Below are 24,371 nucleotides of genomic sequence, written 5' to 3' on the forward strand. Positions count from 1 at the left end.
CGCCGCGGTCGCCCCATCCCCCTTAGAAACCACAGAGACGACTTCCAATGAAGAGCAGCACCCGCGGCCTCCTCGCCGCCCTCATCGCATCCGCCCTCGCATCCGGCGCCTTCGCGCAAGCGGCCGATGGCCCTGCCTCCCTGCCGAAGCCGGCGACCCCGGCCACCGAGCGCGCCAACCAGGCGGTCGCTCGCAGCATGGCCTTCAACGACAAGCGGGACTTCGAGGACGCGACACGTGGCCTGATCGCGACCATGCCCGATGCCCTGGTCAAGACGGCCGACGGCAAGCTCGTCTGGGACGCCAACCGCTACGACTTCATCAAGGGCGACGCGCCTTCCACCGTCAACCCCAGCCTGTGGCGCCAGGAGAAGCTCAACAACGCACGCGGCCTCTTCAAGGTCACCGACGGCATCTACCAGATCCGCGGCTACGACATCGCCAACATCACGCTGGTGGAAGGCAAGACGGGCTGGATCGTCATCGACACGATGCTCACGGCGGAGATCGCCCGCGCCACGATGGCCTTCGCGATGGAGAAACTCGGCAGCAACAAGCCGGTGGTCGCGGTGATCTACACCCATAGCCACGCCGACCACTACGGCGGCGTGCGCGGCGTGATCAACGAGGCCGACGTGCAGGCCGGCAAGGTCAAGGTCATCGCGCCGCAGGGCTTCATAGACAACGCCGTGGCCGAGAACGTGCTGGCCGGCAACGCCATGAGCCGCCGGGCCACCTTCCAGTTCGGCGCCGGCCTCGATGCCAACGAACGCCAGGGCGTGGGCAGCGGCCTCGGCAAGGCGCTCAGCAGCGGCACCATCGGACTGATCCCGCCGACCGACCTCATCACGAAGACCGGCCAGGAAATGACGGTGGACGGCGTGCGCATCGTGTTCCAGATGGCGCAGGACTCCGAGGCGCCGTCGGAGATGATGTTCTATTTCCCGGACAAGAAGGCGCTCTGCCTCTCCGAAGTGCTGACCAAGCACATGCACAACGTCTATACGATCCGCGGCGCGAAGACGCGCGACGCCCTGTCGTGGAGCAAGTACGCGAACCAGACCATCGACCTCTACCCCGACGTCGAGGTCGCCTTCGCGAGCCACCACTGGCCGACCTGGGGCGGCGACAACATCCGCCAGTACATGGCGAACCAGCGCGACACCTACCGGTTCATCCACGACCAGGCGATGAACCTCGCCAACAAGGGCCGGACGATGGACGAGATCGGCAATGCCGACTTCTTCCCGAAGGGGCTTGCGACGGATGCGAGTTCGCGCGGCTACTACGGCACGCTCAGCCACAACCTGCGCGCGGTCTACAACTTCTATCTGGGCTACTACGACGCCAATCCCGCCAGCCTGAACAAGCTGCCACGGACCGAGACAGCGAAGCGCTACGTGGCCGCGATGGGCGGCGAGGCGGCCGTGCTGGCGACGGCGCGCAAGGCCTTCGAGGCCGGTGACTACCGCTGGGTGGCCGAACTCGTGAACCACGTCGTCTTCGCCAACCCGGACAACGCCGCCGCGCGCCTGCTGCAGGCCGACACGCTCGAGCAGCTCGGCTACCAGGCGGAAGCCGGCACCTGGCGCAATGCCTACCTGGTGGCCGCGAAGGAACTGCGCGACGGCAACCTCAAGCCGTCGACCTCGACCCAGGGGCCGGACGTGGTGCGCGGCATGGACCAGGAACTGCTGTTCGACTACATCGCGCTACGCCTGAACCACGAGAAGACGGACGGCATGAAGGCGAACATCAGCATGGAGTTCACCGACCTGAAGGAAACCTGGGCGCTCGAACTCTCGAACTCGGTGCTCAACAACACGAAGGGCCGCGTGCTGAAGAACCCGGACGTCAAGCTCACGCTGACACGCCCGGCCTTCCTGGCGATGCTGCTCCAGGGCAAGAAGCTGCCGGACCTGGTCCAGGCCGGCATGGTCAAGGTCGATGGCGATCCGAAGGTGCTTGCCGCCGTGTTCGCGAACGTCGAGACCTTCGAACCGTTCTTCAACGTCGTGACGCCCTGAGCCTCACTGCGCCGGTGGCGTGTGCCACCGGTCCTTCGGCACGAGGACCGGATCCGCCGGTTGCAGCACGAAGTTGGGCGACATGATCTGCACGCCGTATTCGTTGAAGACGTCCTGGATGTTGGCATGCAGCGCCGAGAGCACGTCGAACTTGAATGCGCCGATGCGCATGAAGACGTTGAGCTCGTACGCCACGTAGAAGTCCTGCAGCTGAATCTGCCGCACCGTCGGCGGGGGCGTTTCGAGCAAGTCCGGCGTGCGCTTCGCGGCCATCTCGAGCATGGCGTGGACCTGCCGCCATGGCGAGTCGTAGCCGATCGTCACGGAGGTCGACAGCGAGACGCCCGGCGCCTTGCGCGTGAAGCTCTGGTTGACGATGCGCGTGGCGATCACCACCGAATTCGGCAGTGTGATCTCCTGGTCCAGGCGGGTCCGGAGCTTGGTCGAAAGCGCGCCCAGGTCGACGACGTAGCCCTCCGACTCACCGATCTGCACCCAGTCGCCGGTGCGAAGTGCGCGTGAATAGATCAGCACGAAGCCCGCCATGACTTGCGACACCAGGCCGGAGGAGCCCAACGTCACCAGGACGCCGAAGAAGACGCTGATGCCCTTGAACGCATCCGTGTGCGATCCCGGAATGTACGGATAGGCCACCACCAGCGCGAAGACCCAGACGAGCGCCTCCGTCAGCCGCCGCGTCGCGCCGATGGTGTCGGCCTGGAGCGCGGGCGTCGTGACGCCACGGGCCCTCGCCGCTTCGAACATCGCGTGCAGGCCCCGCACGCTCAGGCGGGCGACCAGGAAGATCACGCCCACGGTCGCGAGGTCGGGCAGCGCATGCAGCACCGCCGCCATCACCCGGCCAACGAGCCGGACCATCGAATCGCCCAGCGTCTCGCCCCAGGGCTGCGTGTAGGGAAACCGCGTGAGCGCGAATGCCAGCCAGACGTAGAACACCAGGAGCACCAGCGCGATCTTGATCCAGTGGACCACGTTGGCCATGACGGACACGAGGATTCGCCGCCAGTCGAGCAAGGGACGGCTCGACGCGCGCTCGCGCAGTGCCAGGGTGCGGGCCGCCACGATGCCGGCGAAGCGCTGCAGCGTCCAGACGACGGCCACGAGGATCACTGTCGCGAGCGCCGTCCAGGCCACGGAAATGCCGAACTGGCGCGCACTCCCCTGGTCCCGGCGCACCAGAAGGGCCTCGTGCAGCCGCCGGGCCGAATTCGCCGCGACTTGTTCGAGCGGGGGGTCGCCAGGTTCCAGGTCGCCGGGAAACAGCGAGAAGAGGGTCTCGCCCTCGAGCATCACCGCGTAGCCCTGGGTCCCTTCGTGGACGAAGCTCGTGATGTCCACGGGCGACCCGAGGCGGGACGCCGGCACGTCGCCGATGCGCTCGCCTGCACGGGCGGCCCGTTGCTGCGGCGTCAGGCCGAACGCCGGCGCGCGAAACACGAAGACCTGGCGATTCGAGACGCTCAGGGGGGCACCCGGTACTTCGTCTTCGGCATGCGCGGCGCCGCCGATCAGCATCAGCACGACCGCGACGGTCCACAGGAGAAGGAACCGCCCCCAGGCTTCGGCAAGTCGAGGAACGCCCACGTGTTGCTTTCGTGAAACGCCCGATGATGCACATCCGCCAAGGCCGCGCAAGTGCACTTTGGTGAGTGCGGATCGCGCGGGGCTAGTTGATGACGACCGAGAGTGTGGTTCCGGGCGGCACGCGAACGGTCTCGCTGTAGGTGCCCGCCACGTTGGACCGGACCGCCGGGAAGCTCGCAAGCTTCTCCAGCTTGGAGGGCACGGCTTGAGGCAGCGCCCGCTTGCTGCGGCCGAGGCTCAGCGGGTCGATCGCCGGCAGGGTGAAGCCGCCTTCGCCGCGGGCCGGCATGCTGTATTCGGCGATGCCAGCGTTCAGCGGGATGACGCCTGCGGACGCCGCCGTGAAGCGGCGCAGTTCCTGCCCGATGCCGGAGTCCGGCCGCTGCGACTTGATGGCGCTGTCGAGGATGTCCGCCGAATCCTGGATGCCGGTGCTGGTCAACAGCGCCTTGTAGAAAGCCAGGCCCAGTTGACGGTTCAGGAAGCCGCCGAACGAGCCGGTCAATGCGTAGCTCTCGCAGGGCTTCCATGCGGTCAGGGTGCAGGAGTAGCTGTCCGCGTCGCGCAGGTAGGTGGGATAGCGCGAGTCGCGAATCGCGTTGTGGCTGGGGTCGATCGACAGGCTCGCCCAGTCTTCCATCATCATCGCGGACATTTCCTCCAGCCAGGCCTCGAAGCTGTACGCCGCGCCCAGCTTCACGCCGCGGCGATAGAAGTTCTGCATGTGCATGCCCTCGTGCACCATCGCCGTGGCCATCTGCTTAACGCCTGCCTCGCCGTCGAGGTAGAGCGTCTCCGAGTCCATGTAGAGGCCGAGCGACTCGTTGCTGTACGCCAGGTCGTCGCTGCCCTTGCTGAAGTTGTTCAGTGCCCAAAAGTAGCCCACGAGGCCGTAGGGCTTGCTGTCGCCGTCGAAGTTCACGAAGAAGATGTCGACGGGTTGGCCGCTGCCCGACAGCAGGCCGCTCACGTTGTGCGGGCCCCAGAGCGGACCGCCGGTACGGACCAGCATGTCGTAGACGCCGCCGGCGCCGGCGAACTTGTCCGCCATGCGGCCGGCAAGGTCGGTTGTGACGCGCGACGCGCCGAGCTCGCCGGATTCCACCCATAGGTTCACCGTCACGCCGTCGCTGGTGGTCCGCTGGGTCACGAGCTTGACGGTGCGCTTCGAATAATCGTAGAGGTAGATGTCGCGCTGGTCGCTGGGCAGGTACGAGGCCTGCGGCACGGTCGACTTGGCGACGAGGGAGGACTTCGAGGAAGACGCCAGGAGCTTGGCGAAGCCCGTGCGATTGAACTCGCTGATGGCGTCCTGGATCGTGCCGACATCGTCGCTCGCGGAGACCTTCGACTTGTTTGCGACGATGCTCTGCTCGCTCGTCGAGCGCAGCACGAGTCCGGGCAGCGGCACCTCCGAATCACTTTCGTTCGTCAGCACGAGCGTGACCGTCTGGCCCTTGAGACCCGAGATGGACAACGGAATGTCGACCGGGACCTGCGAAGCGTTGGCGCCCTGCCAGATGCCGGTGCCGGTGCCCGCGTAGGTGTGGTCGTCGAGTGCACCGCAGGACGTGCACGACGCCTTGACGGCGTTGTCGCCCGCACCCTTCACATCGGGCGGGGCGGATGCGGTCGGCGCGATGGGTATCGCACCACCGCCACCACCACCCCCGCCTCCGCACGCCGAAAGCGACAGCGCCACCGCCACCGCCACCGCCACCGCCACCGCCAGTGCGGCCGACCTTACCCATACCGAATCGAATCGCGAATTGCCGCGCATCTCTAGCTCCTGATTCCACGTGTTCAGCGACACGTGAATTCGGAGGCCGGTCGCGCGTCGCGCAGGCCCGAAGAACGCCGGATGAATCGGCGATAGGAAATTCGGGTCGCATGCGGATATCGGCCGATGCAGGCAAAAACTTCAGTCGGAGAGACTGAATGCGGATCGTGAGGTCGAACGGGTTCCGTGCACAGGACCCGGCGCTTGCCTACGTGGCCGCGGCGAGCACGGCAGCGGTGTCGTAGTACTCGGAGAAGTCGGCCACCTTGCCGCCCCGGAAGCGGAACACGTCCACCTTGGGAGTCCGGGCCACCTTCTGCGTGGTGCGGTGTCGCCACGCGCAGCTTCCCAGCATGACGACGCGGTCACCCTGGGCGATGAACTCGTCCGCCGTGTAGCTGACCAGTTCCCATTGCTCCCCGAGCTGCTGGAAGTAGCGTTGCACGTCCTGCTTCGAACAACACTCCCGGGTGGATTCCGAGCCCGCTGCGCCAGCACCGAGCGAACGCCAGCGAATGTCGTCGGTCATCATGTTCATCCAGTGCTGCGCACTGTCTGCCTTCGAGTCGTTCCAGAGCCGATAGCCCTCGCGCAGGGCCTCGACGTTTCTTTCTTCGGTGGTCATGAGATCCTCCTGGTCGAGGGGCCCTCACGGAGGACCGCTTTGCGGTCCGGCTGGATGGCGGCCCTGACCATCAGCGGTCTCATGATGCCGGCGTCGCTGCGGGCAGGCAATCCGTCGGCTCATCCCACTTGGGGAGTGGAGTGCAAATGGAAAAAGCCGTTGCAGGTCTGGTGACTTGCAACGGCTTTTCGCGTTTGGCGGAGTGGACGGGACTCGAACCCGCGACCCCCGGCGTGACAGGCCGGTATTCTAACCAACTGAACTACCACTCCTGGTAGACAACGTTCGCTCCAAATGGAGCCAAGTGCTGCGACTTGTGCCCGCTTCACCAAGCGGTGAAAACTGGCGACCCTACGGGGATTCGAACCCCGGTAGCCACCGTGAAAGGGTGGTGTCCTAGGCCTCTAGACGATAGGGTCAAAACCTTCGGAACCGCGCTGCGATCAGCGCTTGTTTCTTCTTCTCGACGCCTTTGGTGGAGGTAAGCGGGATCGAACCGCTGACCTCTTGCATGCCATGCAAGCGCTCTCCCAGCTGAGCTATACCCCCGTGGGTGTCGAGCCTCAAATTATAGCCTGACTTTCAGGCCTCCTTCAATCTCTTCAAAATAGTTTCGCGACAAAAAAGCGAGAGCACTGCATCGAGCGATGGCGTCTGTGATGTTCCCATCACGAGCACGCGCACCGGCATCGCGAGTGCCGGCATTTTAAGGCCATGCGCGGCGAGAACTTCCTTGATGGCGGATGCGATCGCAGCCTTGTCCCATGCGACGGTTGCGAGCTTGTCGGCTAGCGTCGCGATCGCCGGGCGCACTGCATCGGTGATGTGCTGCGTGCGATCGGCTTCGATTGCTGACACGTCCGCATAGAAGGCTGCAGCCCAGTTCGCGAGCGCCACGGTGGTGTCGCAGCGATCCTTGAAGAGACCGCAGATGGCAGGCAACCGCTCATCGGCAACGATGCCCTTCTTCTGCAACTGCGCAGCGACCAGCGGCGCGAGTGCATCGTCGGCCATCGCCTTCAGGTGTTGCGCGTTGACCCAGCGAAGCTTGGCTTCATCGAACTGTGCGGCACTGCGACCGAGGTGATCCAGGTTGAACCACTCGATGAACTGCGCGCGCGAGAAGATCTCGTCGTCGCCATGGCTCCATCCGAGTCGCGCGAGGTAGTTGACCATCGCGTCGGGCAGGAAGCCTTCGTCGCGGAACTGAGTGACTGGCTTCGCGCCGCTGCGCTTGCTCATCTTCTCGCCCTGCTCGTTCAGCACGGTGGGCAGGTGCGCATACACCGGCGGCTCCTTGCCGAGCGCACGGAAGATGTTGATCTGGCGCGGCGTGTTGTTGACGTGGTCGTCGCCTCGAATGACGTGCGTGATGGCCATGTCGATGTCGTCGACCACGACGCAGAAGTTGTAGGTGGGCGTACCGTCGGGCCGCGCGATCACGAGATCGTCGAGTTCGTCGTTGCCGATCTCGATCCGGCCCTTGACTTTGTCGTCCCATGCGACCACGCCGCCCTGCGGATTGCGGAAGCGCAGGACGGGCTGCACGCCTTCAGGCACCGGCGGCAAGGTCTTGCCGGGCTCCGGACGCCAGGTGCCGTCGTAGCGCGGCTTCTCCTTGGCGGCCATCTGCTTTTCGCGCAATGCATCGAGCTCGGCCACGCTCATGTAGCAGGGATAGACCTGGCCTGCGGCCTGCAATTCGGCGAGCACCGCCTTGTAGCGGTCCATTCGCTGCATCTGGTAGTACGGACCCTCGTCATGGTCGAGGCCCAGCCACTGCATGCCTTCGAGGATCACGTCGACTGCTGCTTGCGTCGAACGCTCGACGTCGGTGTCTTCGATGCGCAGGATGAAGTCGCCGCCGGTCGAGCGCGCGAATGCCCACGGGTAGAGCGCCGAGCGGATGTTGCCGAGGTGGATGAAGCCGGTCGGCGAGGGAGCGAAACGAGTGCGGGTCTTTTGTGTCATGCGGGCGTGCTCAGGCCGGCGAGACCTCGCAGGAGGTCGGCCTTGATGTCTTCGATGTGGTCGAGGCCGACCGCGACGCGGATCAGGCCCTGGCCGATGCCGGCCGCCTGGCGCTGCACTTCGGTGAGGCGCCCATGCGAGGTGGTGGCCGGATGCGTGATGGTGGTCTTGGTGTCGCCGAGATTGGCGGTGATGCTGAGGACGCGAGTGCTGTCGATCACCTGGAAGGCATTGGCACGGGCCATTTCCGGCCTGTCGCCGATCACGTCGAAGGACACGACGGCGCCACCCAGCCCCGACTGCTGGCGCATCGCCAGTTCGTGCTGCGGATGCGAGGCAAGCCCCGGGTAGTAGACACGCGCGACGCCCGGCTGCGTTTCGAGCCACTCGGCCAGCGCCAACGCCCCGGCGCAATGCGCCTGCATCCGAATGCCCAGTGTCTCGAGTCCCTTGAGCACAACCCATGCGTTGAATGGCGACAACGCCATGCCGGCGGTGCGCACCACGGGGCCGAAGACCTCGTTGATCAGCTTGGACGATCCACAGATCGCACCTGCGAGCACGCGGCCCTGCCCTTCGAGGTATTTGGTGCCCGAATGGATGACGAGGTCGGCGCCCCACTCGGTCGGCCGCTGCAGCGCCGGCGAGCAGAAGCAGTTGTCGACCACCAGCAGCGCGCCCGCGTCGTGCGCGAGATCGGCCAGTGCGCGGATGTCGCAGACATCGGTCAACGGATTGGTCGGCGTTTCTGCAAAGAGCAGCTTCGTGGTCGGACGGATCGCAGCCTTCCACTCCGCCACATCGGTCTGCGAGACGAAGGTGGTCTCGACGCCGAACTTGCCGAACTCGCGGCCGATGAGATTGAGCGTCGAGCCGAACACCGAGCGCGAGCAAACCACGTGGTCGCCTGCCTTCAGCAACCCCATGCACATCATGAGGATCGCGCCCATGCCGCTCGAAGCGCCGATGGCGGCCTCCGTGCCTTCGAGCGCAGCGAGGCGCCGTTCGAAGCTCGCCACCGTCGGGTTCGACGTGCGCGTGTAGGTGAAGCCTTCCTCGGTGCCTGCAAACCGGCGCGCGGAAGTCTCCGCGTCGGGCTGCACGAAGCTGCTCGTCAGGAACAGCGCCTCGGAGTTCTCGCCGTACTGGCTGCGGTCGAGCGCGGTACGCACCGCGAGCGTATCGCGGTGCAAGCCGGGCGGGAGGGATCGTTCGGTCACGTTGTCTTTCAGCTCAGATTGGGCAATGCGAGGCGCGACGAGTCTTCCTCGGTTTCCTCGATGCGCGGGCGGTTGCCGTTCATGCGCGTGATGGCGTCGGTGTCGATGTCGCCCGTGACGTAGACGCCGTCGAAGCAGGATGCATCGAATCCGTCGAGCTTCGAATTCAGCGATCCGATGGCACGCTTCATCGCATCGACGTCCTGGTAGATCAGGGCATCGCAGCCGATCAACTGGCGGATCTCCTCGACCGTGCGGTCGTGCGCCACGAGTTCGTCCTTGGTCGGCATGTCGATGCCGTAGACGTTGGGGTAGCGCACCGGCGGCGCGGCGCTGGCGAGGTATACCTTGCGCGCGCCCGCATCACGGGCCATCTGGACGATCTCGCGGCTCGTCGTGCCCCGGACGATCGAGTCGTCGACCAGCAGCACGTTGCGCCCCTTGAACTCGCTGCCGATCACATTGAGCTTCTGACGAACCGACTTCTTGCGGACGCCCTGCCCCGGCATGATGAAGGTGCGCCCGACGTAGCGGTTCTTCACGAAGCCCTCACGATACGGAACGCCCAGCAGATGCGCCAGTTGCGTCGCGCTCGGCCGGCTCGATTCGGGAATCGGGATGATGACGTCGATCTCGCTCGGCGGCACTGTCGACACCACGCGCTTGGCGAGCGTCTCGCCCAGGTTCAGGCGCGCCTGGTAGACCGAGATGCCGTCGAGCACGGAATCGGGTCGCGCCAGGTAGACGAATTCGAAGATGCAGGGGTTGAGCGTGGGCGAATCGGCGCACTGCTCGGCATGCACCTGGCCTTGCAGGTCGACAAACACGGCTTCGCCCGCGGCGATGTTGCGCTCGAACACGTGGCCGGAGCCCTCGAGCGCGACCGATTCGCTGGCCACCATGACGGTGCCGTCTGCGCCGCGGCCCATCGCAAGCGGGCGAATGCCGTACGGGTCGCGGAAAGCCAGCAGACCGTGCCCGGCGATCAGCGCCACGACCGCGTAGGAGCCGCGCAGGCGTCGGTGCACATTGCGCACCGCCTCGAACAGGGTCGTGGAATTGAGCGCACCGCCGCGTGTGGCGCGATCGATTTCGTGCGCGAGCACGTTGAGCAGCACTTCGGAGTCGCTCTCGGTGTTGGTGTGACGGTGATCGGTCGAGAACAGCTCGGCCCGCAGCGCGTGCGCGTTGGTGAGATTGCCGTTGTGCACCAGCACGATGCCGAAAGGCGCATTCACGTAGAAGGGCTGCGCTTCTTCCTCGCTGTAGGCGTTGCCCGCGGTCGGATAGCGAACCTGGCCCAGCCCCACGTCACCGGGCAAGGCGCGCATGTTGCGCGTGCGGAACACGTCGCGCACCATGCCCTTGGCCTTGTGCATGAAGAACTTGCGTTCCAGCAGCGTGACGATGCCCGCCGCGTCCTGGCCGCGATGCTGCAGCAGCAACAGGGCGTCGTAGAGCAGTTGATTGACGGGAGCGTTGCTGACAACGCCGACGATTCCACACATGAAGCGATCCTCTCAGGGCAGGTAGCTTGCCAACTTTTCAGGCAATGCGGGTTTCAGGCCCTGCAATGCCGCATCGAGAACAATGGCGCTTCGCGATTCGTGCCACCAGGCACTGTCGCTCAACGCCAGCAAATGAACAACAACCGCCGTGGCGAGAAGCGCGACCGCGCCACGCACCACGCCGAAGGCACCGCCGAGAACGCGGTCCACCGGCCGCAATCCGATCGCCGCGATCAGCTTGCGCGTGAGCGACGCCACCATCCCCACGGCGAAGGCCACGGCCACGAACACGAGCACGAAACCCGCCGCATAGCGCCACGTCGCCGCCGGATCGCCGAAGGGCAAGCACCGGCCCACGTCGTCCGCCAGCCATTGCGCGCAAAGGAAGGCCACCACCCAGCCCGCCAGCAACATCACCTCGAACACCAGCCCCCGAAACAGCCCCAGCAGCATCGAAACCACCAGCAGCGCGACAGCGATCCAGTCGAGCAGGGCCACGTCGGTCAGCGTTGGCTACAAGCTGAGGACGGCTGCCGGCAATGACAAGCCCTTGACCTTGCTCGCAGCGCGGTCGGCCTCGGCGCGCGAGGCGAACGGACCAACACGCACACGCGTGCGCTCGCCATCGGCCGTCTTCGCGACGTGCATGTAGGTCTTGAGTCCGGCCTTTTCGAGTTTCTGGCGCACTTCCTTGGCCTTGTCGGCATCGGCGAACGCGCCGACCTGGACCACGAAGCGGCCGCTCTCGTCGGCCGTAGCGGTCGGCTTGGCGGCGGCAGCCGCAGCGGCCTTGCCTTCGAGCAATGCGCGGGCACGGTCACCGTCGTCGGCGGACTTGGGCGCGGCAGGCTTGGGTTCCGGCTTCGGCTCGGGCTTGGTTTCCGCCCTGGCTTCGGGCTTCGGCTTCGGTTCGGGCTTGGGATCAGGCTTGACCTCGGCCTTGGCCGACGACTTCACCTCGGGCGCCGGCTCCGATTTGGCTTCCGCGGCCGGAGAGGACGGCGGCACTTTTCCGGCCGGGATCTCTGTGCCATCGGCTGCCTCGGTGATGATGCCGCCGCCGCCGGATGCGGGCGCCGAGTTGGCGCCGGCGCTGCTTGAGGTCGTCGGGGCAGGCGTCGCCGGCAGCGTCAGGGGCTTGGTCTTGTTGCGGTCCGGGATTTCGATCGGGATGTCGACGGAAATGGGACGAGGCTGGGTATCGAACAGCAGGGGGAAGCCGATCACACCGACCAGCACAAGCACCGCGGCGCCGACCAGCCGGTGGCGCGCGCGACGGCGCATCGCTTCGATGCTCTCCGCCGGTGCCGCGGCGACCGTGCTGTTTCGCCCTTCGTTGCCCTGAGGACCGCGTGCGCGGAACTTGAAGAACGCCATGAAATTCGTTTTCCTGATGGAGTGCAGCGTGAGGTGGAGAGGCGCCGGAAATCAGGGCTTTATCAGGAGCCGGGAGACAAGTGCCTGGCTCGCAGACGGGGTGTTCCGTGCTCGAGCACACCACCCACGGTGAAGAACGATCCGAAGACGACGATTCTATCAGTGGGGTCGGCGCCATCGATCGCTGCCTGCAGCGCCTCCATGGGTGCGCCGTGCACGCTGCCCGAGGCGTCCTTGCGTGTGTTCTGCGCCTGCCATCGGGCGAGCAGGTCGGAGGCCTTCGCCGCGCGCTCGGTCGGCAGATCGGTGAAGTACCAGCGGTCGATCATCGGTCCGATACGGGCGAACATGGGCGCCACGTCCTTGTCGGCCATGACGCCGAAAACGGCGTGGGTGGTCGGATAGAAACCCATCGCATCGAGGTTCTCCGCAAGCGCGGCGACCGCATGCGGGTTGTGCGCCACGTCGAGAACCAGCGCCGGTTCACCGGGGATGATCTGGAAGCGCCCGGGCAGTTCGACCATGGCGAGACCGTTGCGCACCGCCTGCGCGGTGATCGGCAGGCGCTGCCGGAGCGATTCGAGCGCCGCCAGCACGCCGGCCGCATTCACCAGCTGATTGGCGCCCCGCAAGGCCGGATAGGCCAGTCCGCTGTAGCGGCGGCCACGGCCGCTCCAACCCCACTGCTGCTTGTCGCCCGACACATTGAAGTCGCGCCCGACCAGCCAGAGATCGGCGCCGATCGCGTTGGCATGGTCGATCACGCTTTGCGGAGGCACCGGGTCGCTGACGATCGCCGGCCGGCCCGCCCGCATGACCCCGGCCTTCTCGAAGCCGATGCTCTCGCGATCGGGACCGAGGTAATCCATATGATCCAGGTCGATGCTGGTGATGACCGCACAGTCGGCATCGACGATGTTGACCGCGTCCAGCCGTCCACCCAGGCCGACCTCGAGGATGGCGACATCCGGCTTGTTCGCGGCGATGCAGAGCAGGATGGCGAGCGTGGTGAACTCGAAATAGGTCAGTGCGACGTCGCCCCGCCCCTGTTCAACCGTCTCGAAATGCTTGGCCAGTTCATCGCCGTCGACCGCCTCGCCGGACAGGCGCAGGCGCTCTTCGAAGCGCACCAGGTGCGGCGAGGTGAACACGGCCGCGCGATAGCCGGCGTGCGTGAGGATCGACTCGAGCATGGCGCAGGTCGAACCCTTGCCATTGGTGCCCGCGACCGTGACCACCGGGCAGTCGAAGGAAAGGTTCAGCCGCTGGGCAACCGCGCGGACCCGGTCGAGGCCGAGTTCGATGTTCTTGGGGTGCAGGCGCTCGGCATGCGAGAGCCAGTCTGCGAGGGTTTTCATGGAGGCCGGAATTGTCGCCGACCTGCGCCGCGGGCATCATCGCCGAATGACTACTCTCTATGGCATCCCGAACTGCGACACCGTCAAACGCGCCCGCGCCTGGCTCGACGAGCACGGCGTCACCTACCGATTCCACGACTTCAAGAAGGAAGGCGTGCCCGAAGCCGAGTTGGACAAATGGCTGCAGGCCCCAGGCTGGGAAGCGCTGGTGAACCGCCGTGGCACCACGTGGCGCCGCCTGGACGACGAGACCCGCGCTGCGGTTGTCGACGCCGCATCGGCCCGGTCGGTGCTGCTCGCCAATCCAAGCCTGATCAAGCGGCCGGTGGTCAACTGGGGCGCCGAAGCCGGCGTTACAACGGGGTTCGACGCCGCCCTCTGGAAAGGCCACGTTGTGTAAACGGTTGAACCTCGACCGAACAGGCGCCTCCAACAGAGGTTGTGCGGGGCTCTGGTGTCCCCTTCCAAAGGAGTTGATATGAATACAAGGATCGTTCGCAGAATCGCAGCTGTTTCGGTGCTGGCCGCATTGGCAGGAGGCGCCACGCTGGCCCAGGCCGAGCAGGTGCTGGCCCGGGTGATTTCGTCCCAGCCGGTGGCCGATTCCAGCGGCGGCACGAGCTACAACGTGACCTACGAATACGCCGGTCGCCAGTACACCACCCGCACCGCCACGCCACCCGGCGCCAGCATCTCGATCGATGTCGGTTCCTACGGCGTTGCAACCACCTCGCCCGTGGCGCCGCAATCGCAATTCGCACAGAACGCGCCGGGGCCCGTCGGCAGCGGCCAGCCGGACTGGAGCAACGTGGTCCCCGAGCAAGGCCTGGTGGTGTCGGGCGGCGGAGCGCCCGCGCCGGTGTATGCCCAACCCGCACCTGTCTATGTGCAGCCGGCGCCCGTGTATTACCCGGCCCCAGCCTATTACCCGGCACCGGCCTACGCCTATCCGCAGCCCTATGTCTACCCGCCGATCGGCATCTCGCTGGGCTTCGGCTATTCGCGCGGTTGGGGCGGCCGCTGGCGCTGATCGCCAATCGGGCCGGGGGGCCGGCCGGCAAAGCCTAAAATCACGGGCTTTTCCAACCATTGCACGGGCGCGTCTTGCAACGGCGCGCTGCTGATTGTCGACGGCAGCCAGCGCCAGGCCCTCTATCCCATGAGCACAACCGAATTCCTCCAGAACGCCGCGGTATCGACCAAGGCGAATGTGTATTTCGACGGCAGATGCGTGAGCCACAGCCTCACGCTCGCTGACGGCACCGAGAAGTCGGTCGGCGTGATCCTGCCGTCCGCCCTCACCTTCAATACCGGCGCACCGGAAATTATGGAAGGCACGTCCGGCAGCTGCGAATACAAGCTCTCCGGCAGCGACGAATGGGTAGCTTCGGGCGTGGGCGAGAAGTTCAGCGTGCCCGGGAATTCCACTTTCCAGATCCGCGTGAGCGGCGAGCCCTACAGCTACATCTGCCACTTCGGCTGAACCGGGATTTCGAGCATGTCCACCATCCTCCAGAACGTACCCGCCGGCCAGAAGGTCGGCATCGCCTTTTCAGGCGGCCTCGACACCAGCGCCGCCTTGCACTGGATGCGCAACAAGGGCGCGATCCCCTACGCCTACACCGCCAACCTCGGCCAGCCCGACGAGCCCGACTACGACGAAATCCCGCGCAAGGCCATGCTCTACGGCGCCGAGAAGGCGCGCCTGATCGACTGCCGCACGCAACTCGCCGCCGAAGGCATTGCCGCCCTCCAGGCCGGCGCCTTCCACGTCACGACCGCCGGCGTGACCTACTTCAACACCACCCCGCTGGGGCGCGCAGTGACCGGCACCATGCTGGTCTCGGCGATGAAGGAAGACGACGTCCACATCTGGGGCGACGGCAGCACCTACAAGGGCAACGACATCGAGCGCTTCTACCGCTACGGCCTGCTCACCAATCCGGCGCTGAAGATCTACAAGCCCTGGCTCGACCAGACCTTCATCGACGAACTGGGCGGCCGCGCCGAGATGTCGGAATTCATGCAGAAGGCCGGCTTCGCCTACAAGATGTCGGCCGAGAAGGCCTATTCCACCGACTCCAACATGCTCGGCGCGACGCACGAGGCCAAGGACCTCGAGCACCTGGACAGCGGCATGAAGATCGTGCAGCCGATCATGGGCGTCGCCTTCTGGAAGGACGAGGTAGAAGTCAAGCGCGAAGAAGTCACCGTCCGCTTCGTCGAAGGCCGACCGGTCGCGATCAACGGCGTCGAATACACGAGCCTGGTGGACCTGATCCTCGAAGCCAACCGCATCGGCGGCCGTCACGGCCTGGGCATGAGCGACCAGATCGAGAACCGCATCATCGAGGCCAAGAGCCGCGGCATCTACGAGGCACCCGGCCTCGCGCTGCTGTTCATCGCCTACGAGCGCCTCGTGACCGGGATCCACAACGAAGACACGATCGAGCAATACCGAGACAACGGCCGCCGCCTCGGCCGCCTGCTCTACCAGGGCCGCTGGTTCGACCCGCAGGCCATCATGCTGCGCGAGACGGCCCAGCGCTGGGTGGCACGCGCGATTACTGGCGAAGTCACGGTCGAACTGCGCCGCGGCAACGACTATTCGCTGCTGAACACCGTCTCGGCCAACCTCACGTACAAGCCCGAGCGGCTCACAATGGAAAAGGGCGAATCGAGCTTCTCGCCGGCCGATCGCATCGGCCAGCTCACCATGCGCAACCTCGACATCATCGACACGCGCGACAAGCTCGCAATCTATACGCAGGCAGGGCTGCTGGTGTCGGGCCAAGGCGCATCGTTGCCCAAGCTGTCGAACGACGACGACAGCGGTCAGTAAGCCTTTGCGATCCCGCCAGAAAAGCAGGCCCCGGCCTGCATTTTTGTTGCCCGCATCGCGAAGGTCAGTCTCCCCCTCCGCCTCCGCAGCCACCGCCGCAGCCCCCTCCGTCGCCGGCGGAATCACTGCCGCCGCCATCCCCGCTCGATTCGCTGCCGCCGAATCCGCCCGCGTCGCCCGTGCTGCCTCCGTCCGAAGAAGATTCGCCGAAACTCGTGCCGCAATAGGCATCGGAGGCGCCCTGACGGTCGATCGCGCGGCAGTCGGGCACATAGTGAAAGCCGTTTTCGATCCCGAATTTGGCGTCGAGCGCAAACAGCAGCGGCAGCCGCAACGGCTTCCTGGGATCGATGCTTTCTTCCTTGCAGGCCCAGAACCAGCTGCGGCGCAGGCCGTCGTTGCGGCGCGCATCGCGGCCCAGCACCTCCGCCGGGCTGTGGTGAAGCATGCCGCCGAAGGCTGCCTCGCACCAGCGCTGATAGGCCTGCGTATGCAGGATGAACTCGTGCCATGCCGTATCGACGACCCTGCAAGGCATCGCCACGAACTTGCGCCCGCTGCGCAGGTGCGCCATGAAGAACTGGCGCAGCCCACGCAGCACCAGGTCGGTATCGCGCTGGCTCAGTTGCGGATGGGCCTCGCGCAGCTTGCCCGCCAGGAAGCTGGGCAGCCGGGCCTCGCGCACGAACTGTCGGCGCAGGCTGGCTTCGAGCCAGTTCAGGGTGGCTGCGAATGCAAACCCGCCCATCAGGAGCAAGCCCGCACCCCACCAGCGGCGCGTCAGGAAGACGGCCGCGGCGATCGCCGCGACGACCACGATCCGCCTTGTCCAGACCAGGGCGGCAATGCGGCGTCGGAAGTTCAGGTGCAGGAAATCGAGATCCATCCGCTCAGACGACGACCGGTTCGGGTTCGAGCCGGATGCCGAAGCGCTCGTAGACGCTGGTCTGGATCGCCTTGGCAAGCGTCATCACCTCCCCGCCCGTCACCGGATTGGTCTTGCCGCCGCGATTGACCAGCACGAGCGCCTGACGCTCATAGACGCCGGCGTTACCCACCGACTTGCCCTTCCAGCCACAGGCATCGATCAGCCACCCGGCGGCCAGCTTGATGCTGCCGTCCGCCATCGGGTAGTGAACGATCTTCGGGTCGCGGGCGATGATGTCGGCGCATTGCTCCGGCGTGACTGTCGGATTCTTGAAGAAGCTGCCGGCGTTGCCGAGCACCCGCCAGTCGGGCAGTTTGGCCCGGCGGATCGCGCAGACCCAGTCGAAGATCTCCATTGCGCTCGGCTGGAAGTTGCCGGTTTCGGCCATCTTGCGTTCCAGGTCGAGGTAGCCGAGCACCGGCTTCCATGGCTTCGGCAGGCGAAAGCGCACGCGCGTGATCAGTGCACGCCCCGCCAGCCCGAAATCGTTGTCGCCACTGGCCACGTGCTTGAACACCGAATCGCGGTAGCCGAAAGCGCATTGCCCGGCATCCAGCGAGAAAGTGCGATTCGTCTCCAGGTCGATCGCGTCGAGGGAGTCGAAGCGATCCTGCAGTTCGACACCGTAGGCGCCGATGTTCTGCACCGGCGAGCCGCCGACCGTTCCGGGAATCAGCGCCAGGTTTTCGAGGCCGGGATAGCCCTGCTCGAGCGCCCACAGCACCGTGTCGTGCCACACCTCGCCAGCGCCGGCCTCCACGATCCAAGCGCGCGGCGTCTCTTCGACGAGCCGCAGCCCCTTGATCTCGACCTTCAGGACGAGCGGCTTGACGTCTCCCGTGAGCACGATGTTGCTGCCGCCGCCCAGCACGAATTTCGGCGAATCCCGCCATCTCGCGTCGTCCAACAGCGCACCGACATCGGCCTCGCCGGCAATGCGCGCCAGGTGCTGCGCGCGCGCGACGATGCCGAAGCTGTTGTGCGGCTGCAGCGGTACGTTGTGCTCGACGATCATGGGAGAATTGTCGCATTCGCGAGCCGCGCGGCACTGCGCGCGGCCTAATCAATCCAGTTGCTGCCGGAGCCTTCATGCCGTCTTTCGACACCGTTTGTGAACCCAACCTGCCCGAGGTCAAGAACGCAGTGGAGAACACCGCCAAGGAAATCGCCACGCGCTTCGACTTCAAGGGCACCGCAGCCGCCGTCGAGCTCAAGGACAAAGAAATCACGCTGATCGGCGACGCTGAATTCCAGCTCGTGCAGGTCGAGGACATCCTCCGCGCCAAGCTCACCAAGCGCAGCGTCGACGTGCGCTTCCTCGACAAGGGCGACGTCCAGAAAATCGGGGGCGACAAGGTCAAGCAGGTCATCAAGGTCAAGAACGGCATCGAATCGGAGACGGCCAAGAAGATCCAGCGCCTGATCAAGGACAGCAAGCTCAAGGTGCAGGCAGCGATCCAGGGCGATGCGGTGCGGGTGACGGGGGCCAAAAGGGACGATCTCCAGGCGGCGATGGCACTGATCAAGAAGGACGTGCCGGATATGCCTTTGTCGTTCAACAACTTCAGGGATTGATGGCACACCCCCAGGCTTGCCCGCTTCGTGTGGCCGCCCACCCCCTTGCAGGGGGGGACATGGCACACCCCCAGGCTTGCCCACTTCGTGTGGCCGCCTCCCCCCTTGCAGGGGGCAATCCCCGCGGCCCGGCCAAGCCGGTTCCGTGGGATTCCTGGCGGTCCGTTCGTGTGCTTGGGGCTGCGTTGGTTGCGGGAGCCTGTACGTTCGCTCAGGCGCAGTCAGTTACGTTGACGGGCACCATCGGCAGCCGCGCGATCCTGATCGTGAATGGCGGTGCGCCGAAGACGGTGGCGGTCGGGGAGACCTTTCAGGGCGTCAAGCTTGTGTCGCTGCAGGGGGAACAGGCGACCGTGGAAGCGGGCGGGAAGCGGGTCGGGTTGCGGATGGACACGCCCGTGAGCATCGGCGGTACTGGCGGGCCGGGCGGGGGCGGGAACCGGATCGTGCTGCCGGTATCGAGCGGGGGGCATTTCATGGCCCAGGGCGCGATCAACGGGCGGTCGGTCAGCTTCATGCTCGACACCGGCGCCACGACCGTGGCAATGTCGGCAGCCGATGCGGAGCGGATCGGGCTCGACTTTTCCAAAGGTCAGCCGGTGCGGATGAATACCGCGAACGGCGTCGCGCAAGGCTATCGCCTGAACCTGAATTCCGTGCGGGTAGGCGACGTGGAGGTCTATGACGTCGAAGCCATCGTCACGCAGCAGGCGATGCCCTACATCCTGCTAGGCAACAGCTTCATCAACCGGTTCTCGATGCGGCGCGACGCGGACCAGATGATCCTGGAAAAGCGCTTCTGACGGCTCAGGCGGCCGCGGCCGTCACCACGATCTCGATCTTGTAGGCAGGGTTGGCCATCGCCGCCTGCACCGTGGCGCGCGGCGGCGTGTTGCCGGCCGGAATCCACGCATCCCACACCTCGTTCATCGCCACGATCTCGCTGATGTTGGCCAGGAAGATCTGCGTCATCAGGATGCGCGACTTGTCACTGCCCACCTCTGCCAGCAGGCGATCGACCATCGCGAGGACCTGCGCGGTCTGGCCGCGGATGTCCTGGGTCGTGTCGTCGGGCACCTGCCCGGCCAGGTAGATCGTGCCGTTGTGCACCGCTGTTTCGCTAAGGCGCGGACCGACGTGGAAGCGTTGGATGGATGCCATGGTTCGTTCCTATTTTTTCGAGCCGAGCCTCGACTCGGTGCCGGCCGCAAGCCGGCGGATGTTTTCGCGGTGCCGCCAGATCAGCAGGAGGCTGATCGACACCAGTGACAGCAGCACCGTCAGGTCGAGCGGCCAGGCGATCTGGCCTCCGATGAGATAGTAGGCTGGCGCAAAAAAGGCGGCCACGATGGAGGCTAGTGACGAATAGCGGAAGAAGGCGGCAATGATGAGCCAGGTGCCGCCGGTCGCGAGGCCCAGCAGCCAGTCGATGCCGACCAGCGCGCCTGCGGCCGTCGCGACGCCCTTGCCGCCCTGGAAGCCGAAGAACACCGGGTAGAGGTGCCCCAGGAACGCGGCCAGGCCCGCCACCGCCGCGGTGCCCTGCCCCATGCCGAAGCCTTGCCCGTAATGCTGGATCAGGAACACCGGCAGCCAGCCCTTGAGGGCATCGAGCAAGAGCGTGGCGAGCGCCGCCCCCTTGTTGCCCGAGCGAAGCACATTGGTGGCGCCGGGATTCTTGCTGCCGTAGCTGCGCGGGTCGGCCATGCCGAGCGCTTTGCTGACGATCACCGCGAAGGACAGCGAACCCAGCAGGTAGGACAGGACGATCGCGATCAGCGAAGGAAGATAAGAACTCACAGGGTCTCCGGGCCGGCAAACCCGGCGGCTCGCCTCCCATCGAGGCAGCCGACTATTCTGCCAGCGCGCACTGCACCGGCTTGGCACCGAGCAGCCTGACGCATACTTGCGGGTCGATGCCGACGAGGTAGCCGCGCCGGCCGCCGTTGATCGCGATCTTCGGCAGTTCGAGGATGGTCGACTCGATGTACACCGGCATGGCCTTTCGCGTCCCGAAGGGCGAAGTCCCGCCGACGAGATAGCCGCTGTGCCGGTTCGCGACGTCGGGCTTGCAAGGCTCGACCGACTTTGCGCCGATCTGCCTCGCCAGATTCTTGGTCGAGACCGTGCGGTTGCCGTGCATCAGGACGATCAGCGGCCTGGCGTCCTGGTCCTGCATCACGAGCGTCTTGACCACCGTGAAAGGGTCCAGGCCGAGCACCTCGGCGCTGTGCTGCGCACCGCCGTGCTCGATGTACTCGTAGGGATGCTCGGTGAACGCGACGTCGTTCGCCCGCAGCAACTGGGTTGCGGGTGTTTCCGAGACGTGCGTCTTCTTGCTCACGACGGGACGGTCAGGCGGCCGGGTCGCGCATTTCCCAACGGATCTTGTCGATTTCCGCCAGGATTTCGGGCGACAGCTTCGTGCCCCATGCGTCCAGGTCCTCCTCGAGTTGTGCCACGGAGGTCACGCCGATGATGGTGCTCGCCACCTGCCACTTGGTGTAGCAGAAGGCCAGCGCCAGCCGGGCCGGCGTGAGGCCATGTTCCTTTGCCAGGGCGTTGTAGCGACGCGCGGCCGCGAGCGCATCGGGACGGCCCCACCGCTGCTTGCGCACCGATTCGTAGCTGGAAATGCGTGCGCCCTTCGGCGCATCGGGTCCTTCCACCCCGCTCTGGTCGTACTTGCCGGTCAGCAGGCCGAATGCCAGCGGGGAGTAGGCCAGCAGCGAGACGCCCAGGCGGTGCATCGTTTCGTCCAGCCCGTTCTCGAGCGCCCGGCTGACCAGGCAATAGACGTTCTGGACCGTCGCCACTCGCGGCAGGCCATGCTGCTCGGCGAGCCGCACGAATTCATGCACGCCGTACGGCGTTTCGTTCGACAGCCCGATCGCGCGCACCTTGCCGGCCTTGACCAGCTTGCCCAGCGTCTCGAGCTGCTCATGGATCGAGGTGGTCGACCTTTCCTTGGTCGGGTCGTAGTACATCGCGCCGAAGGCCGGCGTGTTTCGCTCCGGCCAGTGGATCTGGTAGAGGTCGATCACATCGGTCTTCAGCCGCTTCAGGCTGGCCTCGCACGAGGCAGCAATGTCTTCAGGCGTCATGCCGCCGCCCTCGCGCACCCATGGCATGCCGCGCGACGGGCCGGCCACCTTGGTCGCCAGCACGATCTTCTGGCGCAGGCTTGGGTTCTTCGCGAACCAGTTGCCGATGATGGTCTCGGTCGCGCCGAAGGTTTCCTTGCGGGCCGGCACTGCGTACATCTCGGCCGTGTCGATGAAATCGACGCCCCGTTCGAGTGCGCGATCCAGGATGGCATGGGCGGTGGGTTCATTGACCTGCTCACCGAAGGTCATGGTGCCGAGACAGATCGGCGTGACGTGGAGGTCGCTCTGACCGAGTTGGATTTTTTGCATGGGCGAAATGCTACCTGCTACGGCGTGCCATTTCGAATGCTGTGCCGGATCCCCTTGGATCGATGATTCCCGAGGGCGCACTCGCGTCCCGAGCGTCCGCGCGGCGGGAGCCGATCAGCCGGCCTTTTCCGATTCGACGTTGAGAACCACCACGGCGCCCGATGTCGGGGCGACGGGCTTTTTCGTGGTCTTCGAGCGCGCGTCCGGAGTCAGACCGCCAGGCTGGATGTCGATCTGATTTGTCGCGTACGGCGTTAGATCCGAGACGATCGCGCGGCCCCGCGGGCCGACTCGGGAGCGGTTGCCATTGGCAGCGCGCGCGGCAGTTGCATCCTTGGCTTCGACGATCGCAATCGTGTCACCCGCTTCCCGCGTGAACGCAGCGCCTCCGGGGTAGGCCACGACCGTGCCCGATACACCCGCTCCAACTTGCGAATGCGCGTTGCTCTTGCTGGCGTTTGCCGTGACCGTAGCCATCGAACCGGAGTAGGCAACATTCGCTGCGACGTCGGTCGTACGTTCCGAGCCGCTGCTGCGACCCGCACTCAGGTCGTAGGCGAAAGCACTGTCCCTGCTCGCGGCCCGCGTCAGCGATTGCTGGATGCTCGTATTCCCGCTTCGGTCGCGCTGCGCGGTGGTCGTCGACTTCGCCGCGGTGCTTCCCTTGCCCAGCGGAATGCTGAGGTTCACCATCACGCGGCTATCCCACTTGCCTGCCAGCGGGTTGTATTCCCTCACCGCAGAAACGCCATAGTCCAGCCGCTTGTAGGTGTTGCTGTAGCCCATCTGGAACTGCGTCTCGACGCCGTTTCGACTCCAGTAGGTCTGGGCAGAGCCGGATGCGTAGAACGAGCCATAGCCCTCGGGAAAGCTCTGGTCCAAGGTCAGTTGCAACTTGCCTTGCGAAATGGGACGCGTAGCAGACTTCGAGCGTCGGCGTTCCAGGTCGCGCATCGCGACGGCGTCCAACAGGGAGAAGTAGCCGCGGCTCGAATAGCGATAAGCCGCAATCGTCAGCTTTGTATTCGTCGGTTGGAGCAGTTTGCTATAGCTCAACCGAACGCTTTTTCCATTGCGGTCGGGCAGATCCTGGAACTGCGTCCTGGCAAAAGTGACATCCGCGCCGAACCCGCCCAATGCGGAATTCAGGGCGACGCCGGCCACGCCGGCTGAATAGCCTTGCATCGCCGTCAGGCCGCCGTAGCCCGTCACCAGGTTGTTGAAGCCGTGCTGCAGGGTGCCTTGCGCCATCATCGGCGTGCTCTCCACGTCGGCATCGCGAAACTGCCCCAGGGTGAAGGCGTGGCGGGTCGAGCCCGGACGCAGCGAATTCACGGCGGCTGCATAAGGCACTCTCGAAACGCGTACACGACCGTCGGCCTCGTTGACGACGACTTCCAGGTCGCCGCCATGGTCTGTCGGATGGAGATCGTTGATCTCGAACGCGCCAGCCGCCACGGTGGTCTCGCGAAGGAGCTTGCCGTTCTGGCGGATCTGCACGCGGGCATTGCTGCTTGCGATGCCGCGCACAACGGGAGCGTAGCCGCGGCGCGACTTGGGGAACATTCGGTCGTCGCTGAACAGTTGCGCGCCGCGGACGCCCACGCTGTCGAAGATCGTCCCGTCGGTATTGGCGTCGCCCAGCACCAACTGGCTCTTCATCGAATTGATGCCGCGTTGCACGTTGGTCAGAACGCTCTGATAGGAATATCCGGATGAGTCGCTGCCGCTCAAGCTGCCGCTGTGACGGAACCGCCAGGCGCCGAGATTGACGCCGCCATTCAGCCCCACATAGCCGTGCATCGACGATTGCTCGCCGCTCTTCGCCCTGTAGGCGTTGGCATCGTATTGCAGCCGCGCGGCGGTCACACCATCGTCCCAGTTCTTCGCGTCGATATGGCCATCTGCAGTGCGACCCACGTCCTTCTTTTGCACGAGCCCGCTGGCGGCCAGTGCGCTGAAACTTGCAAACAACGACAACGACAACGCCAGCGTCCCGGCCACCTGTGGCCGACAGCGGGAAGTTGGATCGTTGAATGGACGCATCGAAGTGTGGATTTGAGGGTTGGCAATTCCCCCCGACGCCGGTGTGCGGCAAGTCGCGAGGAATTAGGGAGAAGGAAGCCGAGGCTCGGCGAG

General features: G+C 65.4%; 23 protein-coding genes and 3 tRNA genes. 7 read left to right on the forward strand and 19 right to left on the reverse strand.

Annotated elements, in window-relative coordinates:
• Positions 1-47: 47 nt before the first annotated feature.
• Positions 48-2,027 carry an alkyl/aryl-sulfatase gene (locus ACSFBL_RS07195; protein WP_435515054.1) on the forward strand — a complete coding sequence of 660 codons (1,980 nt, stop codon included), beginning with the start codon at positions 48-50 and terminating at the stop codon, positions 2,025-2,027.
• Positions 2,028-2,030: 3 nt separating this feature from the next.
• Here ACSFBL_RS07195 and ACSFBL_RS07200 read toward each other — a convergent pair whose 3' ends face one another.
• The 12 genes from ACSFBL_RS07200 to folC all read right to left on the reverse strand — a co-directional run bounded on the left by ACSFBL_RS07200 (position 2,031) and on the right by folC (position 13,471).
• The gene (locus tag ACSFBL_RS07200) at positions 2,031-3,632 is read right to left on the reverse strand and encodes a mechanosensitive ion channel family protein (RefSeq protein WP_435515055.1); all 1,602 of its coding nucleotides are present in this window, start codon (positions 3,630-3,632) and stop codon (positions 2,031-2,033) included.
• 82 nt (positions 3,633-3,714) lie between these two features.
• A complete protein-coding gene (locus tag ACSFBL_RS07205) occupies positions 3,715-5,412 on the reverse strand; it encodes a M30 family zinc metallopeptidase (protein ID WP_435515056.1) in 1,698 nt (565 codons plus the stop codon).
• 208 nt (positions 5,413-5,620) lie between these two features.
• Positions 5,621-6,037 carry a nuclear transport factor 2 family protein gene (locus ACSFBL_RS07210; RefSeq protein ID WP_435515057.1) on the reverse strand — a complete coding sequence of 139 codons (417 nt, stop codon included), beginning with the start codon at positions 6,035-6,037 and terminating at the stop codon, positions 5,621-5,623.
• Between the two features lie 195 nt (positions 6,038-6,232).
• A tRNA-Asp gene (locus ACSFBL_RS07215) sits at positions 6,233-6,309 on the reverse strand.
• 71 nt (positions 6,310-6,380) lie between these two features.
• Positions 6,381-6,456 (reverse strand) — tRNA-Glu (locus ACSFBL_RS07220).
• A gap of 54 nt (positions 6,457-6,510) precedes the next feature.
• Positions 6,511-6,586 (reverse strand) — tRNA-Ala (locus tag ACSFBL_RS07225).
• A 33-nt stretch (positions 6,587-6,619) separates the two neighbouring features.
• Positions 6,620-8,008, reverse strand: coding sequence for a glutamate--tRNA ligase (gltX, locus tag ACSFBL_RS07230; protein ID WP_435515058.1), 1,389 nt, complete (start codon positions 8,006-8,008; stop codon positions 6,620-6,622).
• A complete protein-coding gene (locus ACSFBL_RS07235) occupies positions 8,005-9,228 on the reverse strand; it encodes an O-succinylhomoserine sulfhydrylase (protein WP_435515059.1) in 1,224 nt (407 codons plus the stop codon). Before ACSFBL_RS07235 ends, gltX begins: the two co-directional genes overlap by 4 nt.
• Positions 9,229-9,236: 8 nt before the next feature.
• Complete coding sequence (gene purF, locus ACSFBL_RS07240) at positions 9,237-10,736, reverse strand: amidophosphoribosyltransferase (protein ID WP_435515060.1); 1,500 nt, start codon at positions 10,734-10,736, stop codon at positions 9,237-9,239.
• Positions 10,737-10,748: 12 nt separating this feature from the next.
• A complete protein-coding gene (locus tag ACSFBL_RS07245) occupies positions 10,749-11,234 on the reverse strand; it encodes a CvpA family protein (protein ID WP_435515061.1) in 486 nt (161 codons plus the stop codon).
• A gap of 15 nt (positions 11,235-11,249) precedes the next feature.
• Entirely contained in the window at positions 11,250-12,113 is an 864-nt protein-coding gene (locus tag ACSFBL_RS07250; RefSeq protein WP_435515062.1) for an SPOR domain-containing protein, read from the reverse strand.
• A 62-nt stretch (positions 12,114-12,175) separates the two neighbouring features.
• Positions 12,176-13,471 (reverse strand): bifunctional tetrahydrofolate synthase/dihydrofolate synthase, encoded by a 1,296-nt coding sequence (gene folC / locus ACSFBL_RS07255; RefSeq protein ID WP_435515063.1) that lies wholly within the window; start codon positions 13,469-13,471, stop codon positions 12,176-12,178.
• Positions 13,472-13,517: 46 nt separating this feature from the next.
• Here folC and ACSFBL_RS07260 point away from each other — a divergent pair, with 46 nt between their 5' ends.
• The 4 genes from ACSFBL_RS07260 to argG all read left to right on the forward strand — a co-directional run bounded on the left by ACSFBL_RS07260 (position 13,518) and on the right by argG (position 16,313).
• The gene (locus ACSFBL_RS07260) at positions 13,518-13,871 is read left to right on the forward strand and encodes an ArsC family reductase (protein ID WP_435515064.1); all 354 of its coding nucleotides are present in this window, start codon (positions 13,518-13,520) and stop codon (positions 13,869-13,871) included.
• Between the two features lie 78 nt (positions 13,872-13,949).
• Positions 13,950-14,501, forward strand: coding sequence for a hypothetical protein (locus ACSFBL_RS07265; RefSeq protein WP_435515065.1), 552 nt, complete (start codon positions 13,950-13,952; stop codon positions 14,499-14,501).
• 129 nt (positions 14,502-14,630) lie between these two features.
• Positions 14,631-14,954 carry a pyrimidine/purine nucleoside phosphorylase gene (gene ppnP, locus ACSFBL_RS07270; protein WP_435515066.1) on the forward strand — a complete coding sequence of 108 codons (324 nt, stop codon included), beginning with the start codon at positions 14,631-14,633 and terminating at the stop codon, positions 14,952-14,954.
• Positions 14,955-14,969: 15 nt separating this feature from the next.
• A complete protein-coding gene (gene argG, locus ACSFBL_RS07275; RefSeq protein WP_435515067.1) occupies positions 14,970-16,313 on the forward strand; it encodes an argininosuccinate synthase in 1,344 nt (447 codons plus the stop codon).
• 64 nt (positions 16,314-16,377) lie between these two features.
• Here argG and ACSFBL_RS07280 read toward each other — a convergent pair whose 3' ends face one another.
• Together ACSFBL_RS07280 and murB are read right to left on the reverse strand one after the other, a co-directional pair.
• The gene (locus ACSFBL_RS07280; RefSeq protein WP_435515068.1) at positions 16,378-17,199 is read right to left on the reverse strand and encodes a glycine-rich domain-containing protein; all 822 of its coding nucleotides are present in this window, start codon (positions 17,197-17,199) and stop codon (positions 16,378-16,380) included.
• 4 nt (positions 17,200-17,203) lie between these two features.
• A complete protein-coding gene (gene murB / locus ACSFBL_RS07285; RefSeq protein WP_435515069.1) occupies positions 17,204-18,256 on the reverse strand; it encodes a UDP-N-acetylmuramate dehydrogenase in 1,053 nt (350 codons plus the stop codon).
• A 74-nt stretch (positions 18,257-18,330) separates the two neighbouring features.
• Here murB and ACSFBL_RS07290 point away from each other — a divergent pair, with 74 nt between their 5' ends.
• A complete protein-coding gene (locus tag ACSFBL_RS07290; protein ID WP_286604439.1) occupies positions 18,331-18,816 on the forward strand; it encodes a YajQ family cyclic di-GMP-binding protein in 486 nt (161 codons plus the stop codon).
• Positions 18,817-19,001: 185 nt separating this feature from the next.
• Positions 19,002-19,619, forward strand: a complete 618-nt coding sequence (locus tag ACSFBL_RS07295; RefSeq protein WP_435515070.1) for a retropepsin-like aspartic protease family protein — start codon at positions 19,002-19,004, stop codon at positions 19,617-19,619.
• A 4-nt stretch (positions 19,620-19,623) separates the two neighbouring features.
• On the opposite strand, the gene ACSFBL_RS07300 is transcribed toward ACSFBL_RS07295, so the two are convergent.
• The 5 genes from ACSFBL_RS07300 to ACSFBL_RS07320 all read right to left on the reverse strand — a co-directional run bounded on the left by ACSFBL_RS07300 (position 19,624) and on the right by ACSFBL_RS07320 (position 24,278).
• Positions 19,624-19,977, reverse strand: a complete 354-nt coding sequence (locus ACSFBL_RS07300; protein WP_435515071.1) for a RidA family protein — start codon at positions 19,975-19,977, stop codon at positions 19,624-19,626.
• Positions 19,978-19,986: 9 nt separating this feature from the next.
• The gene (plsY, locus tag ACSFBL_RS07305) at positions 19,987-20,616 is read right to left on the reverse strand and encodes a glycerol-3-phosphate 1-O-acyltransferase PlsY (RefSeq protein WP_435515072.1); all 630 of its coding nucleotides are present in this window, start codon (positions 20,614-20,616) and stop codon (positions 19,987-19,989) included.
• 52 nt (positions 20,617-20,668) lie between these two features.
• Positions 20,669-21,160, reverse strand: a complete 492-nt coding sequence (locus tag ACSFBL_RS07310) for an aminoacyl-tRNA deacylase (protein ID WP_435515073.1) — start codon at positions 21,158-21,160, stop codon at positions 20,669-20,671.
• A gap of 10 nt (positions 21,161-21,170) precedes the next feature.
• On the reverse strand, positions 21,171-22,232 hold the full coding sequence (locus ACSFBL_RS07315) for an aldo/keto reductase (RefSeq protein WP_435515074.1): 1,062 nt from the start codon (positions 22,230-22,232) through the stop codon (positions 21,171-21,173).
• A gap of 114 nt (positions 22,233-22,346) precedes the next feature.
• Positions 22,347-24,278, reverse strand: a complete 1,932-nt coding sequence (locus tag ACSFBL_RS07320) for a fimbria/pilus outer membrane usher protein (RefSeq protein ID WP_435515075.1) — start codon at positions 24,276-24,278, stop codon at positions 22,347-22,349.
• Positions 24,279-24,371 lie beyond the last annotated feature (93 nt).

The organism is Variovorax glacialis, assembly GCF_051216375.1.
Lineage (GTDB): Bacteria > Pseudomonadota > Gammaproteobacteria > Burkholderiales > Burkholderiaceae_C > Variovorax.